The 12,395-nt window shown below is 62.9% G+C and carries 13 protein-coding genes; 4 read left to right on the top strand and 9 right to left on the bottom strand.

Going from position 1 to position 12,395, the window contains the following annotated elements:
- On the bottom strand, positions 1 to 747 hold the full coding sequence (locus NATGR_RS05775) for a hypothetical protein (RefSeq protein WP_005580601.1): 747 nt from the start codon (positions 745 to 747) through the stop codon (positions 1 to 3).
- A 195-nt stretch (positions 748 to 942) separates the two neighbouring features.
- A complete protein-coding gene (mptA, locus tag NATGR_RS05770) occupies positions 943 to 1,875 on the bottom strand; it encodes a GTP cyclohydrolase MptA (protein WP_005580603.1) in 933 nt (310 codons plus the stop codon).
- A 199-nt stretch (positions 1,876 to 2,074) separates the two neighbouring features.
- On the opposite strand from mptA, the gene NATGR_RS05765 reads away from it, so the two are divergent.
- Positions 2,075 to 3,016 (top strand): nucleotidyltransferase domain-containing protein, encoded by a 942-nt coding sequence (locus NATGR_RS05765; RefSeq protein ID WP_005580604.1) that lies wholly within the window; start codon positions 2,075 to 2,077, stop codon positions 3,014 to 3,016.
- Positions 3,017 to 3,201: 185 nt separating this feature from the next.
- Here NATGR_RS05765 and NATGR_RS05760 read toward each other — a convergent pair whose 3' ends face one another.
- The 3 genes from NATGR_RS05760 to NATGR_RS20715 all read right to left on the bottom strand — a co-directional run bounded on the left by NATGR_RS05760 (position 3,202) and on the right by NATGR_RS20715 (position 6,390).
- A complete protein-coding gene (locus NATGR_RS05760; RefSeq protein ID WP_005580605.1) occupies positions 3,202 to 4,281 on the bottom strand; it encodes a hypothetical protein in 1,080 nt (359 codons plus the stop codon).
- Positions 4,282 to 4,283: 2 nt separating this feature from the next.
- Positions 4,284 to 6,158 (bottom strand): UvrD-helicase domain-containing protein, encoded by a 1,875-nt coding sequence (locus NATGR_RS05755; RefSeq protein WP_005580606.1) that lies wholly within the window; start codon positions 6,156 to 6,158, stop codon positions 4,284 to 4,286.
- A 73-nt stretch (positions 6,159 to 6,231) separates the two neighbouring features.
- Entirely contained in the window at positions 6,232 to 6,390 is a 159-nt protein-coding gene (locus NATGR_RS20715) for a DUF7563 family protein (protein WP_449406419.1), read from the bottom strand.
- Positions 6,391 to 6,589: 199 nt separating this feature from the next.
- Between NATGR_RS20715 and NATGR_RS05750 the strand changes: the two genes are divergently transcribed.
- Positions 6,590 to 7,693, top strand: coding sequence for an IS630-like element ISNagr8 family transposase (locus tag NATGR_RS05750; RefSeq protein WP_015233380.1), 1,104 nt, complete (start codon positions 6,590 to 6,592; stop codon positions 7,691 to 7,693).
- Positions 7,694 to 7,713: 20 nt separating this feature from the next.
- Here the strand turns inward: NATGR_RS05750 and NATGR_RS18775 are convergent, their stop codons facing one another.
- Complete coding sequence (locus NATGR_RS18775) at positions 7,714 to 7,899, bottom strand: HVO_0416 family zinc finger protein (protein WP_015233379.1); 186 nt, start codon at positions 7,897 to 7,899, stop codon at positions 7,714 to 7,716.
- Between the two features lie 144 nt (positions 7,900 to 8,043).
- Here NATGR_RS18775 and ubaA point away from each other — a divergent pair, with 144 nt between their 5' ends.
- Positions 8,044 to 8,880 (top strand): SAMP-activating enzyme E1, encoded by an 837-nt coding sequence (gene ubaA / locus NATGR_RS05745; RefSeq protein WP_005577970.1) that lies wholly within the window; start codon positions 8,044 to 8,046, stop codon positions 8,878 to 8,880.
- Between the two features lie 238 nt (positions 8,881 to 9,118).
- On the opposite strand, the gene NATGR_RS05740 is transcribed toward ubaA, so the two are convergent.
- Entirely contained in the window at positions 9,119 to 9,466 is a 348-nt protein-coding gene (locus NATGR_RS05740) for a hypothetical protein (RefSeq protein WP_005577967.1), read from the bottom strand.
- A gap of 86 nt (positions 9,467 to 9,552) precedes the next feature.
- Positions 9,553 to 10,572 carry a PrsW family intramembrane metalloprotease gene (locus tag NATGR_RS05735; RefSeq protein WP_005577966.1) on the bottom strand — a complete coding sequence of 340 codons (1,020 nt, stop codon included), beginning with the start codon at positions 10,570 to 10,572 and terminating at the stop codon, positions 9,553 to 9,555.
- A 180-nt stretch (positions 10,573 to 10,752) separates the two neighbouring features.
- Between NATGR_RS05735 and NATGR_RS05725 the strand changes: the two genes are divergently transcribed.
- Positions 10,753 to 12,189, top strand: coding sequence for a DUF402 domain-containing protein (locus NATGR_RS05725; protein WP_005577964.1), 1,437 nt, complete (start codon positions 10,753 to 10,755; stop codon positions 12,187 to 12,189).
- A gap of 4 nt (positions 12,190 to 12,193) precedes the next feature.
- Here the strand turns inward: NATGR_RS05725 and NATGR_RS05720 are convergent, their stop codons facing one another.
- Positions 12,194 to 12,325 carry a DUF7560 family zinc ribbon protein gene (locus NATGR_RS05720; RefSeq protein WP_049887772.1) on the bottom strand — a complete coding sequence of 44 codons (132 nt, stop codon included), beginning with the start codon at positions 12,323 to 12,325 and terminating at the stop codon, positions 12,194 to 12,196.
- Positions 12,326 to 12,395 lie beyond the last annotated feature (70 nt).

Here is a 12,395-nt window from a genome sequence, read left to right as displayed (position 1 = left end):
TTACTCGACGGACTTGCTTTCGGTCCCAGTCGACTCGGGCAAGTTGGGGTCCCGATACGGATTTCGTCCGTAGGCAGGAAGTTCGTCCTCGAGTTGCGCTTTCAGAACGCGCCGGAGCCGGTTCAGGCTCGTCGTGTCGAGGCCGTGTTTGGCAGCCAACCGCTCGAATGCCTCCTCGTCGGTGATGTCGTGGGCGCGGTATTGACCGAATAACTCTTCCAGTCGGTCGGCCGACAGTGTCTGAGCGTCGACGTCGTCCAATCCGAAGTACGAGCGGCGGTCGATGTCGACGACGTGGCGAATGACCACCAGTGCGACTTTCTCGATCGCCCGCTGGCTGCCGAATTCGGTGAGGTCGATTTCGTCCATGACCCCGAGCGCGAGGTCGCGTTGCCAAGGTGTCACTTCGAGCGCGTTGCAAAGCGCCTGAGTCGTTCGCAGACGGTCGAGCCGGTGGGCGCGCGCACTGTATCCCGGCGTTGCCGCGTGCTGTTCGTCGTGGAGGCGACGGACGCTCTCCGAGAGATCCGCATCGGACGATGGTGCACGACCGATGACGGTCGCGCTCGGCGTCACGACGCCCCACTGTCGGACGGTCGAGTCCCGCTGTACGTCCGCCCGCGAGAGGGAACCGGAGCCAGGGCGCGTCTCGAGGTTGCGTTCGGATCGGCCGTCGCTATCGGGATTGACGGCGACGGCTCCCGCCCGGTCGCGTCCTGGAGGGTGGTCGACACCGTCGTCTCTCATCTCGTGTGTCGGTGAGAGAGGGAGACTGAAAAAGGCTCGTACCCGACGCAGTGTCGGAAGCAGCGACCAGTAGTGTAACTACCGAGTTCGAGAAACGGCCATTCGGCTCGCATCAGCCACGACCGACGTGGCAGCCCGAAAAGTGCAACCGCTTTGGGGTGTGATTACCTCGGGAAATCGGGACAGCAATCCGTCTCAGTCCTCGCCGTCGACTTCGTTCCGAAGTTGTTGCATCTCGACGACGCGCTCGGCGTGGGCGTTGTGCTGGTGGATCGACTCGTCGTTGGACTGTTTCATCGTGATCACCGCGTCGTCCGGCAAGTGGTCGAACTCGTCGACGACGCCTTCGGCCATCGATCGCACGCAGTCTTCGACGAACTTCGCGTCCGAGTGGGCCTCGTAGGTCATGTGATCCTCGTCGGGACGCTTCGCAAGATTGTAGATACGCGCACTCATCGAGTCACGAGCGACGTCGATGAGCGCGTTGAGATCCACGTCCGGGTCGCCACTGGCTTCGACGGTCAGCGTCGCGTGCCCCCGCTGGGAGTGGCCCGGCTGTGGCACCTCGTTCAGGAACTGTGTGATCGTCCCCTCGTCGACCCCCAACTCCTCGAGCGTCTGTTTCGCTCGTGCAGCCGACATCCCCTGCGAGCAGGGACAGACGGTCATTCCAGTGACTGTCGCGCCGATTTCCTCGCGTGTCCCCTCGTCGGTCGCGGTTGCCGAGGCGGTGATGTCGACGGTGTGTTGGGTCTCACGGTCGCTTGCAGGTGTCTGCTCTCGGCGCATGAACTCCGCCTCCATCGACACTTCAGCACGGGACGTGTAGTCGTGTTTCCCGAGAAGCCGCTCGGCAACCTCGCCACAGACCTCTTCGACGCGGTAAGCCTCCTCGCGGGTCGCATCTTCCAGAATCTCGTCGATGACCTCCATGTTGCGACTCATGTCTGCGCCCTTGCGCCAGGCGGGCAAGTCGACGAAGACCTCGAACTCGGCAGTGAACACGAGCGGTCGCTTGTCTTCGCGGCCGATTTTGACGAGTTTCTCGACGCCAGTGACGCCGACCTGACTCAACCCGACGGTGACGTCGGGGGACGTTGCCTGTACGTCCGGCAACTGGTGACTCATTGCCCGTACTCAGGTGACGATGCGATTAGACCTTTCGGAAGACGTACCTGATCCCCACGAGTCGACCGGCCGTTAACTATGACGCTCGAGTGACAGCTACCGGTACTGGCGCGGGCAACTGTCGACATCCTTTAAGTGTCTCTGATTACAAGGTGAAGCTACGAAGGGCTTTTTGCGTATCTCCGCCGATCCCACAGCCGTGAGTACTGTCCCCCAGCACGTCTTCGAGACTGCCGACGAGGCACTCTCTGACCTCGAGCAGCACCACGACGTCGCGATTCCACTGGCCGTCGCCCACGGCAGCTACGCCTGGTGTGGAGCTAGTCCGGACAGTGACTACGATGTCGCGTTCGTTTTCGTCCCCGCGGATCTACGGCAGTACGCCCACCTCGAGAAGCCCGTAGAGACGATCACCGACGACCGCGACGACCTCGAGCTCCAGGGGATAGACGTCCGCCGGTTCGCCGAACTACTCTCGGACTCGAACGAGAGTGCGATCGACCTGCTGCGGAGTCCGGTCCAGTACCGCACCGAGTACGACCCCTGTGACTTGCGGACGTACGTGGAACGGACCTACGATCCGATGGACCTCTATCACGACTGGCGAGCGATCGCAGCCACGAACTACCGGACCTACCTCTCCGAACACCTGGTGTGCGACGGCGACGTGTATCCGATTCTGGACGTCCACGACGGCGACGATGGCCGCGAGTACGTCGTCCGCGCCGAGGACGGGACACGGACGGTTTCGGCCGACGACGAACGGTACGCCGAGACGCAAACAAAACCCACCGTCAAGCGAAACCTCACGATCTGCCGCGCAGCGATGGCCGCCCGCTACCTCCGGGAAACCGGTGAGTCCGGCGACCACGACCTGCCGGCGATCTCGTTCGAGGCGTTTCTGTCCGAGCAAGCCCCCACCGTCCTCGAGGACGAACGGATCGAACTCGCTTGCGACCTGCTCGAGCGGAAACGCGCCGGCGACGGCAGCGAAGAGATCGGCGACGTGGTCGGCCACGAGTTCGCCCACCCGGAACGCGAGATCGATCCGACAGTACACGCACGAGACGGCCCCGACCCGACCCGACTGGACGAGTTCGTCGACGAGATTATCGACGCCGCCGATCGGGTCCGGCTTTAAGTGCCTCTGGTCACAAGGTGGAGATACGACGAGGAGTCGTCACCTGCAGTCTCTGTGTACTACCCTTCGAGATGCGGCTATCGCGTTCCCGAGAGTCATCGTACCCCATCTGGGAAACGCGAGAGCGACACAGACTAGTACCGTCCCAACCGTCGACCTGTCGAACCCAGACGACTGCACCGACTTCACTCGAGTGTTGTAGCAGGTGAAAGCGACCGCGACGGCGCGGCGAGCCACTCGACGCCGTCGTCGTCTTTCGCGAGTAGATCGGCGATTCGAAGGGTGGCGTCGTTGATCGGGACTGTCACGTCGACCCGGACCACAGCTCCCGGCTCGATCCCGTCGCTGCCGACGGTCGGCCGTTCTGCGAGTTCGATGCCGACGCCGCCGACGTCGACCTCGAGCGGGCCGTCCTCGCCGAACGCCCGAAGTTCGGCCTCGAGGTCGGCCTCGATGGCAGTCACGCTCTCCGTGTCCGCGGTGAGCATCGCCTGTGTGGACCGAAACGCCTGGGTCATCCCGACGTGGGTGCGCCGTTCCCGACCGCCGTCGCCGTCGACGACGAACGTCCGGGCGAGGCTGCCGTGGTAGCCGCCGGGTTCACGAGGAGCGACGGCGACGGCGATCGGTGTGCCCGGTCGAAGTCGCTCGCCGCTTGCGGGTTCGATCGTCGTGTTTCGTGCGGGGAACCCGCCTGCCGCGACGATCGCCTCGTCGATCTCGATCCGGAGACACTCAGCGGTCAACGGTTCTCCACCCGTAACGACCGTCTCGCCCTCGGCCGTCGCGTCCGCGAGCAGTTCGGCTCCGCGTTCGATGCCTGCGCGTGCTGTCTCCTGGGCGGTTTCGATCCGCTCGCGTTCGTCTTCTGTCTTCGTCGCTCGAGCGCGCTCGAGGGCGTCCGTCGAGACGAGGTCGAACCCGTTTTTCTCGAGGTAGAGCGCGGCGTCGTGAGGGAGTCGGGCGGGAGTCAGCACCGTCCCAGTGTCGTCTACTGCGTCGGCGAGTCGGTCTGCCGGATGGGGCGACTCGCCGCCCTTCCGGACGAGCCACTCGTCGCCGTCGTAAGCGAGCGCGATCGGTCTCTCGTCGGCGTCAGGGAGGAGGTATCGGACCCCCGGGTCGCGGACAGTGCCGACGTGGACGAACGCCGTCGCGGCGGCCGACTCGAGAGCGTCGGAGAGGGTTGCTTCGAGTTCTGGGTGAGTGGCGACTCGAGGGGACGCCTCGGTTGTGTCGGCTCTCGTTCCGTCGCTTGCAGTCACGGTTACGGCGCTTCGGCTTCGACCTCGTCGGTGTCTGCATCAGAGGGGGGCTCCTGTGCTGTTGCGATCAGGTCCTCGAGTGGCGTCTCGGTGAGGTGGCCTTTCAGGAGAACGTCGATCGGCAGCGTCGGTGCGCCGTCGACGAGGTTCTCGAGAAGGATCAGCCGTTCGCGGGCACGGGACATCCCGACGTAGAAGACGCGGCGTTCGTTGTCCGTGAGCACGGGCACGGGAGAGGTGGTCTTGGTGAATTTCTCGACGCCGGAGACGTTCTCGGGGTCGTCGACGGTTGCGACCATCTGTTCGACGACCTTCTCGGTGAGGTCGGTACCGACGACGACGTGGTCGGCTTCACGACCCTTCGCGGAGTGGATCGTCCCGACGCGGACGCGGTCGGTGTCCATCCCCTGATACTCTCCGACTCCGAAGTACGATCGGACGCTTTTCTTCTGGAAGTTCGTTACTTTCCGGACCATGTCGGCTGCAGAGGCCGGGCCGGGCATGAACGGGACGTGGTCCTCGACGACCGTGGCGGGAATCAGTAGTTGCTGGAGGTCGTCGATGCCGGCTTCCTCCTGGCGCTCGTCGATCGTATCGAAGAGGTCGTCGCGTTCCTCGGTACCGAAGGCTGACTCCTGGAGCATGTCGGCCAGTCGCCGTGCCTGGAGTCCGGTGACGTCCTCGCCCGCGCCGATTGCCTCGATCGCGCGGACGTACTGTGTGAGTCGGTCCGTCCACAGCCGCTGATCGGTCAACGACGTAAACGGAATCCCTTCGGTGATGAACTCGTCGATGAACTGGAACATCTGGTAGCGCGCCCGGAACAGCACCATGATCGTCGCGTCGGGGTCTTCGACGAGCGTCCGACGTACCAGTCGAACGACGTCTAACATCGAGGCGTTCCGACGAGCCTCGACGGCACCGCCTTCCTTGCGGGGTTTGAGATCCTTGTCCTGGCGTGTCTCGATGTGACGGATCTCCTTGTTGACTGCGTTGAGGACGTTCGAGGGGAGCCGGTAGGAATTTGGGAGAATAACGTCATCGTCGACGTCTTCCTCGAGCAGGAGTGCAGGGTCGGCACCCTGCCAGGAGTAGACGACTTGGTCGTCGTCGCCGGCGATCAGAACCTGATCGACGTGAGGTTTCCACTCGTCGTAGACGTCGTACTGCAGCGTCGTGATGTCCTGGAACTCGTCGATCACCAGGTAGTCGACGTTCGGGATCAGCGAACGCTGTTTCACTCGCTCTAACATGTCCGCAAAGCCGATCTTGCCTGCTTCGCCCTTGTAGGAGCGCCAGGCACGGATCGCCTCGGGGACGTCGATTCGGTCGTCGTCGGCGGGCCACGTGGGGGTGTACTTGTTCCCCTCCTGGGCGTTGGGGTCGATCTCCGGCGGCAGTCGGACCTCCTCTTCGTCCCACTGGAAAGGGACATCGTACCAGTCGGCGACGTCACGACTGGTCCGCTGGAGCCACTGGCTGGTCGCGATGATCTTGTTTCCGATCGTAGTCGAGCGGGCCGTTCGGCGGCCGGCACCCGAATACTCGTCTTCGAACTCGAGGCCGTACTGTTCGCAGAACTCTTCTTTCTCGGACTCGCCGATGACGTCGCTTCGGGAGAGATCCAGCAGATCGTACGCTTTGGCGTGCATCGTACAGACGTTGCCCTGGAGTGCGCGCGGACTCTCGTCGAGTCGGTCGGCAAGCCGTTCGCGAACTTCCTGTGCTGCTGCTCGCGTGTACGAGACGACGAGGATGTCCCGGAACGTGACGTCGTCCTGCTCGAGAATTTCTTCGACGTGGTCGAGAAGAGCGGTCGTTTTTCCGCTTCCCGGACCACCGAACAGCCGGGTAACCTTCGTCTCCGTAGTAGTCATTGTAGCCATACAGGAGCGCGACACTCATAAGTGACGTGGGTTTTCGATGGGGGGAGACGCCCACTGCGGGCAGTTATGGGTTTCGTGAGGAACGAGCGGTTCGGACTTCGGCACCGTCACGTATCTTGTCTTGACAGTCGGGGCAGACGCGGGGGTCGTCGACCCCACGGGGCGTAAAGACGCGGGCGTAGGCGTCAGTTACGAACGCGCCACAGTTCTGGCATTCCGGCATATATCCTTCGTGTAACATTTTTCCACAGGACATTATAGTTATTTTGGATTTCGGAGTTGAAAATAGTCTGACTAGGGCCAGCGTTTCGGGACGGCCGAACCGGAAAACGATGTCGCGCGTCTACAGAGAGACAGCGAGAGTACCTCGGGGCTCTAATGAGTGACAGAAGTTTTGGGCGTGGGCTAAGACGAACGGGGTAATGGGAGGAGACCGGCGGGGCGAGCTCGTTCGTCATCTGAGCGAGGAGGAGTTGGATCGTCTGCTGGACGAAGCAGACGATCCAAAGGTCGTCAAGCGGCTCACCTTTGTCAAACGTCTCTACAAGGGTGCAACGTACGAAGAAGCAGCCGACGACGTTGGGAAATCTGCGTCGACTGGAAGTCGCTGGGCACGTCGATGGAACGATGGCGGGCTGGGTCAGTTGACACCGAACTTCGGGGGCGGAAGGCCCCCGAAGCTCGGTGACGAGGAACAAGAGTGTCTTCTAGAACTTCTCCGGGAGGGACAGCCCTGGAAAGCACAGGAAGTTCACCAGCTCTTGGACGAAGAGTTCGATGTTGAGTACCATCCGGATTATCTCGGTCGATTCCTCCGGAATCTCGGACTGTCTTACGCTAAACCACGTCCAAAACGTCCCTCACGGCCAGAAAATGCAGATGAAATCCTCGAAGAACGCGTCGCAGACGCGTTCGACGAGGAAACAGAGACAGCACATAACAAGCGTCCCGAGGATGAGGACGAAGGCTGGGTTCTCGACGACGATATCTGTACAGATGGAGGAACTATCGTCGGTTTTTGTGACGCTTCTCATCCGCAACCATACGACAATTCGCATCGACTGTGGTACGTCGATGATCCGACACTCGAACGACCGCTGGTGAAGCTTGACGAACCAGCGGTCGGGTGCTATACGCTCAACGGCGAAAGTGTCCTGACCTTTCCTGAAGATCAATCGAAAGAGAACATCTGTGCCCTATTGGAGGAGGTCCGCGAGCAGAATCCGGGAACGCGGATTCTGCTCGTCTTGGACAACTTCTCGTCTCACATCTGTGAGCACACGCGCAAGCGCGCACATCAACTCGGTATCGATCTCGTCTTTCTTCCGGTCGGTTCACCGCATCTCAATCCAATCGAGCAGGTCTGGAAAGTGCTCAAACGGAATGCTTCACCAATCGTCGTGGCGAGCGAGAGCGCGTTCCGCACTCTCGCTCGCCGCCTCTTCAACACCCTCACCGATCGACTTGGATTCGCCAAGTCTTGGATCGACCAGTTCCTCAGTCCATATTTGCAAAAGTTATCTTGATCATTAGACCCCGAGGTACTTCACGCTGGCGGGTTCCACCCGCAGACGGTACAGGAACTGGCGGACGTTTCGTGGAGTCCACCACACTCCGGACACTGCTTTTTGTTATACTCTCGTTCCCACCCTACCTGTTCTACCGAGTGACCGCGGTCAGTGAGGAATTGATCGAAGACGTCGTCACCGGCACCATTGGGTGAGGTTGCCATACGTGTGTCAATAGAAACCAAACCACTAAAATCATGTGGTCGGGGAAGAGATAGCCGGAACCGTCGGATGGCCGGCAACCTGTCCGGTGGGGCCCGATGGGGCGCACCCTCGAGTTTTTCTCTGTCTCGCCACAAGAGAAGAGCATGAGCGACCTGCGCCTCGACGCGACCCAACTCGATCGCTACTCGAGACACGTAATCATGGACGAAGTCGGCCCCGACGGACAGAAACGGCTGCTCGAAGGGTCAGTCCTCGTCGTCGGTGCTGGCGGGCTTGGATCGCCGGCGATCCAGTATCTGGCGGCGGCCGGCGTCGGCAGACTAGGGATCGTCGACGACGACGTCGTCGAACGATCGAACCTGCAGCGACAAATCGTCCACGGCGACGCCGACGTCGACCGGCCGAAAGTCGAGAGTGCCGCCGACTACGTGGACGCACTGAACCCCGACGTCAGCGTCGAAACACACGAGACGCGACTCACTCCGGACAACGTCGCCGATCTCGTTGCCGACTACGACGTCGTTCTCGACGCCAGCGACAACTTCGCGACGCGGTATCTGCTCAACGACCACTGCGTGCTCACCGGGACGGCGCTTTCACACGGAGCGATCTATCGATTCGAAGGACAAGTAACGACGTTTACGAACGAACGGACCGGCTCGAGCGATCCGCCGTGTTACCGGTGTATATTTCCTGAAGCACCCGAACCCGGCACTGTCCCCGACTGTGCGACCACTGGCGTCCTCGGCGTCCTCCCCGGAACCGTCGGCTGCGTTCAGGCGACCGAAGTCGTCAAGTACCTTATCGGCAAAGGCGAGTCGCTCGAGGGACGACTCCTGCTGTACGACGCGATGGACATGAGTTTCGAAACCGTCGACGTACTTTCGAACCCCGATTGTCCAGTCTGTGGTGACGACCCCGAGATCGAATCAGTTGAAGACGTCGCCTACGACGGGACCTGTTCGCTGGCCGCGGACTAAGACTGGCCACTGTCCGTTCTGGCACACCCGCGACCCGAAGCGGCGACACCGGGAGTTCGGGACCCCGAACCGTTCCAGACGGAGTGCTGTAACTAGTCACCGCCGAACGCCGACTCCGTGGACGGATCGCCGGTAAGTGACTACAGTAACCCGTCTCATACGGTTTGCTGTCAGTCAGTGCCGGCGCGACCGCGAGCCCGCCTGCGGTCGCGCCGGGACAGCGGGACAGCAGTCCGTCTCAGAGGCCGGGGACGCCGAACGCACCGATTCCGACGCCGACCGAGTGGAGGACAAACAGGAGCACGAGCGCCGCGATCCAGGCGACGAAGCCGATGACAGCAGCGTCGGTCCAGCCGCCGGGATAGCGCCAGTTGATTACCCAGATCCACGCGAGCAACGCGACGAGCGGCCCGAGGAGTGGGACCCAGGATGTCAGTGCCCACGCGACCGCGCCGAACAGTGCCGTCCAGACCGCATGGGTGTAGTCGTCTTCGCCGACGACGACGCCGGCACCGACGTAAATCGCCAGTCCGCCGACCAGTAACGCGACGACGAACGCAACGAGCGAGCCGATGAGAGCGACCATGTGCCGTCGTTTCGAGCGGCGCGATTATATATTTCTGGGTGAGGTTCTCGAAGAGTTGTTTGTTTCGAGCGTCGGCAAATCGGGGATCATCGCTGCTGGCGTTGTTTCGGCGGATCGAACTCGGTGAGTTCCGGCGAGGGAGAGTCGCGTCCGTCTACTTCGGCGGCGCGGTACCGGCGGCGGTAGCGGGCGATCTTGCGGTAGAGGTAGTAGCCGACGACGAGGTTGAAGCCGATCACGTAGACGACCAATGCGAGACCCTCGGGAAGGGCCGTTGTGGCGGCGATGACGTCCCGTCCGAGGGTGACCGTGGCGTTGTACGTCGCGTGGACGAACGCGGCTACGAGCAGTCCCTTGACGACGAGCGGTCCGGCGTACTGTGGATTGAACTTCGCGAGTCCGAGGTAGTAGCCTGCGATCGCCGAGTAGATGACGTGGCCTGGGCCGACGAGCGCGCGAACGGTGGTGATTCCGGTCGCGGCCGCGAAGAGGCCGGCTTCGGCCTGAACGACCTCCATAGAGATGTAGAGTGCGTTCTCGATCGCGGCAAAGCCCAGTCCGGCGACCGCGCCGTAGACCGCGCCGTCGATGACTGCGTCGAAACTGTCGCTCCGGTAGGCGAAAAAGCGGACCGCGAGCAGTTTGACGGCCTCTTCGACCGGCCCGACGACGACGTAAAAGAAAAGCACTCCGCCGATCAACGGGAGCAGATCGAACCACGGCGACAGGAAGGAGTTGACGACCGCTGCGAGCGTCGCAAACAGCACTGCCAGTACGAACGTCGCGACGAGCAGGCCCAGGGGTTCGTTGGTCGTGATGTCCGTGTACCAGATAAACGCCGCGAGCAGGGCTGCCGGGACGACTGAAAGGCCGAAGAAGACACCGAGGAACGGCTCGTCGAAGACGAGAAACGCGGGTTGTGCGAGCAACACGACCGTGATCGCGAGCGCGACTGCGATCACGATCGACTGGAGCGCGTAGCTGATCCCGTTGTAAACGACGCAGGCGACCAGGTCGATCGGCGACCGTGGCTCCCACGTCGCGACGTCGTAGAGATCGGTCGAGCCGTCGTCGGCCCGTTCGACCGGGTCTCGCTTCCGTTGCATACCTGCTGATTACACCGTCAACCGTTTACATCTCCGGGCCGGACACCGCTGGTGATCGGGACCGTCGAGCGAGACTCGGAATCCACAAAGGCCCCGTCGCCGAACCCGTGGATATGAACGCGAACGGCACTGCCGACCGACGACCGACGCGGTGCGAGCGCGAGGAGTGGTGAGTTCCCGATGACGACGAACACCACCGCCCGCGTCCGTGGCATCTACACGACGGCGATTACGCGACTGCTCGAGGGCGACGGGTTCGAGGTCGTCCAGGCTTCCGAACCGATTCAGGAGCGGTTCGACGACGAGTTCGACGCTGCCCCCGCGGACATCCTGATCGAGACGACTCGCGACAGACAGGGTGTCGAGGTCACGGGCGCTCCCGACGCGGTGGCGGCCGTCCTCGAGACACTCGAGGACGTCGGGATCGACACCTTCCGCTGGGAAGACGAGACGCCTCGCGGTGCGGTCTTCGACGGGGAAGTGATCGACGCGGCTGGCGGCAGCGGCGCGGTCGTCGACCTCGGAGACGGTCGGCGAGGCTACCTGAAGTACGACGACGTCGACGGCTACGTCGACGACGGCGATCGTTACCGCCTGCAGGTCCGCGAGCCGACACCGCCGTGGGACGACGACGACGAGCCGCGAGTGAGTCCGACGCTCGCGGTGAACGGCGGGCTCTGCACGCTCTCACAGGATCGGACGGGCGTCTCGGCGAGCACGAACGGCGAGAAGGCGACGGAACTGGTCGGCATGACGGACCTGCTCTCGCCCTCGCGTCCAGAGGGGTGGGGGCTGCGCTGGAAGCGACCCGCGACCGACGCCGACCTCGAGGCGATGGCGGCCGCCCTCGAACGCGCGACCGAGCGCGTCGAGGACCTCGAGGCGACGATCGACGACGCCCCTGCAGAGCCGGGCGAACCGGGTCGGCTGACCGCGCCGCGGCGGACGGCCTGGTGCTGGTTCGGCCGCGAGTCGCGGTTCGCGCTGGACGATCACCGACGCGAGGTCGAGTCGACGATGGCGGGCCACCACCGGATCAAGGCCGCCGATCGTGCCGCGAGTGCGGCCGTCGACTTTACAGAGGCTGTCTGTGGATCGGCGGGCGAAAACACCGAGTTCCCCTTCGACGCCGTCTCCCACCAGTTCGGCCCGACGACGGGCGATCGACTCGAGATCGGTCACGGGAAACCCGACGGCCGACGCATCTCGTTGGGCGACGGCGACGTCACCGAGTGGGACGTCGACGGCTCGATCACCCTCGAGCGGTCGATGCGCGGCGGCGGTAGCTACGACGCGCTGGGCGTCCCCAAGGAGGAAGGGGACGTGGCCGTCACGAAGTTCCGCGAGGGCCGGTGGTGGTATCCGACGACGTACAAGTCGGCCGACGGCGAGACGAAAGGAACCTACGTCAACGTCTGTACGCCCGTCGAACTGTTCCCCGACGCGGTTCGGTACGTCGACCTCTACGTCGACGTGATCCGGACGCCCGATGGCACTGTCGAAATCGTCGACGACGAGGAACTCGAGACGAAGGTTGAGGCGGGGCTGGTTTCCGAGCCGCTGGCAGAGAAAGCACGGAGCGTCGCCACAGCCGTCGAACGCGCGCTCTCGAAGTAGTCGGTCAGGCGAACTGCGTCTGGCTGACTGTCGCCCCACAGAGTGGACAGCCGTGGTGCTCCGTGGCCTCACGCATCGCGTCGGTCACGGGGATCGTCCGTCCGCAGTCTGGGCAGACAAATTCGTGAGTGGGCATCGTGTTCCGACCTCCGTCTACATCGGCCACCCGCGTCGACAAGGCGAGAGTGGCCATATATAGAGGGAGT

This window comes from Natronobacterium gregoryi SP2, assembly GCF_000230715.2.
Taxonomy (GTDB): domain Archaea; phylum Halobacteriota; class Halobacteria; order Halobacteriales; family Natrialbaceae; genus Natronobacterium; species Natronobacterium gregoryi.
Note: the sequence above shows the minus strand (reverse complement) of the source record. Positions and strands in the feature narration are given on the sequence as shown.

Coding starts and splice junctions, on each gene's coding strand:
- NATGR_RS05725 (WP_005577964.1), top strand. CDS start 10,753: ATGACGACGAACACCACCGCCCGCGTCCGTGGCATCTACACGACGGCG.
- NATGR_RS18775 (WP_015233379.1), bottom strand. CDS start 7,899: ATGGCAACCTCACCCAATGGTGCCGGTGACGACGTCTTCGATCAATTC.
- NATGR_RS05775 (WP_005580601.1), bottom strand. CDS start 747: ATGAGAGACGACGGTGTCGACCACCCTCCAGGACGCGACCGGGCGGGA.
- NATGR_RS20715 (WP_449406419.1), bottom strand. CDS start 6,390: ATGCCGGAATGCCAGAACTGTGGCGCGTTCGTAACTGACGCCTACGCC.
- NATGR_RS05755 (WP_005580606.1), bottom strand. CDS start 6,158: ATGACTACTACGGAGACGAAGGTTACCCGGCTGTTCGGTGGTCCGGGA.
- mptA (WP_005580603.1), bottom strand. CDS start 1,875: ATGAGTCACCAGTTGCCGGACGTACAGGCAACGTCCCCCGACGTCACC.
- NATGR_RS05750 (WP_015233380.1), top strand. CDS start 6,590: ATGGGAGGAGACCGGCGGGGCGAGCTCGTTCGTCATCTGAGCGAGGAG.
- NATGR_RS05720 (WP_049887772.1), bottom strand. CDS start 12,325: ATGCCCACTCACGAATTTGTCTGCCCAGACTGCGGACGGACGATCCCC.
- NATGR_RS05740 (WP_005577967.1), bottom strand. CDS start 9,466: ATGGTCGCTCTCATCGGCTCGCTCGTTGCGTTCGTCGTCGCGTTACTG.
- NATGR_RS05735 (WP_005577966.1), bottom strand. CDS start 10,572: ATGCAACGGAAGCGAGACCCGGTCGAACGGGCCGACGACGGCTCGACC.
- ubaA (WP_005577970.1), top strand. CDS start 8,044: ATGAGCGACCTGCGCCTCGACGCGACCCAACTCGATCGCTACTCGAGA.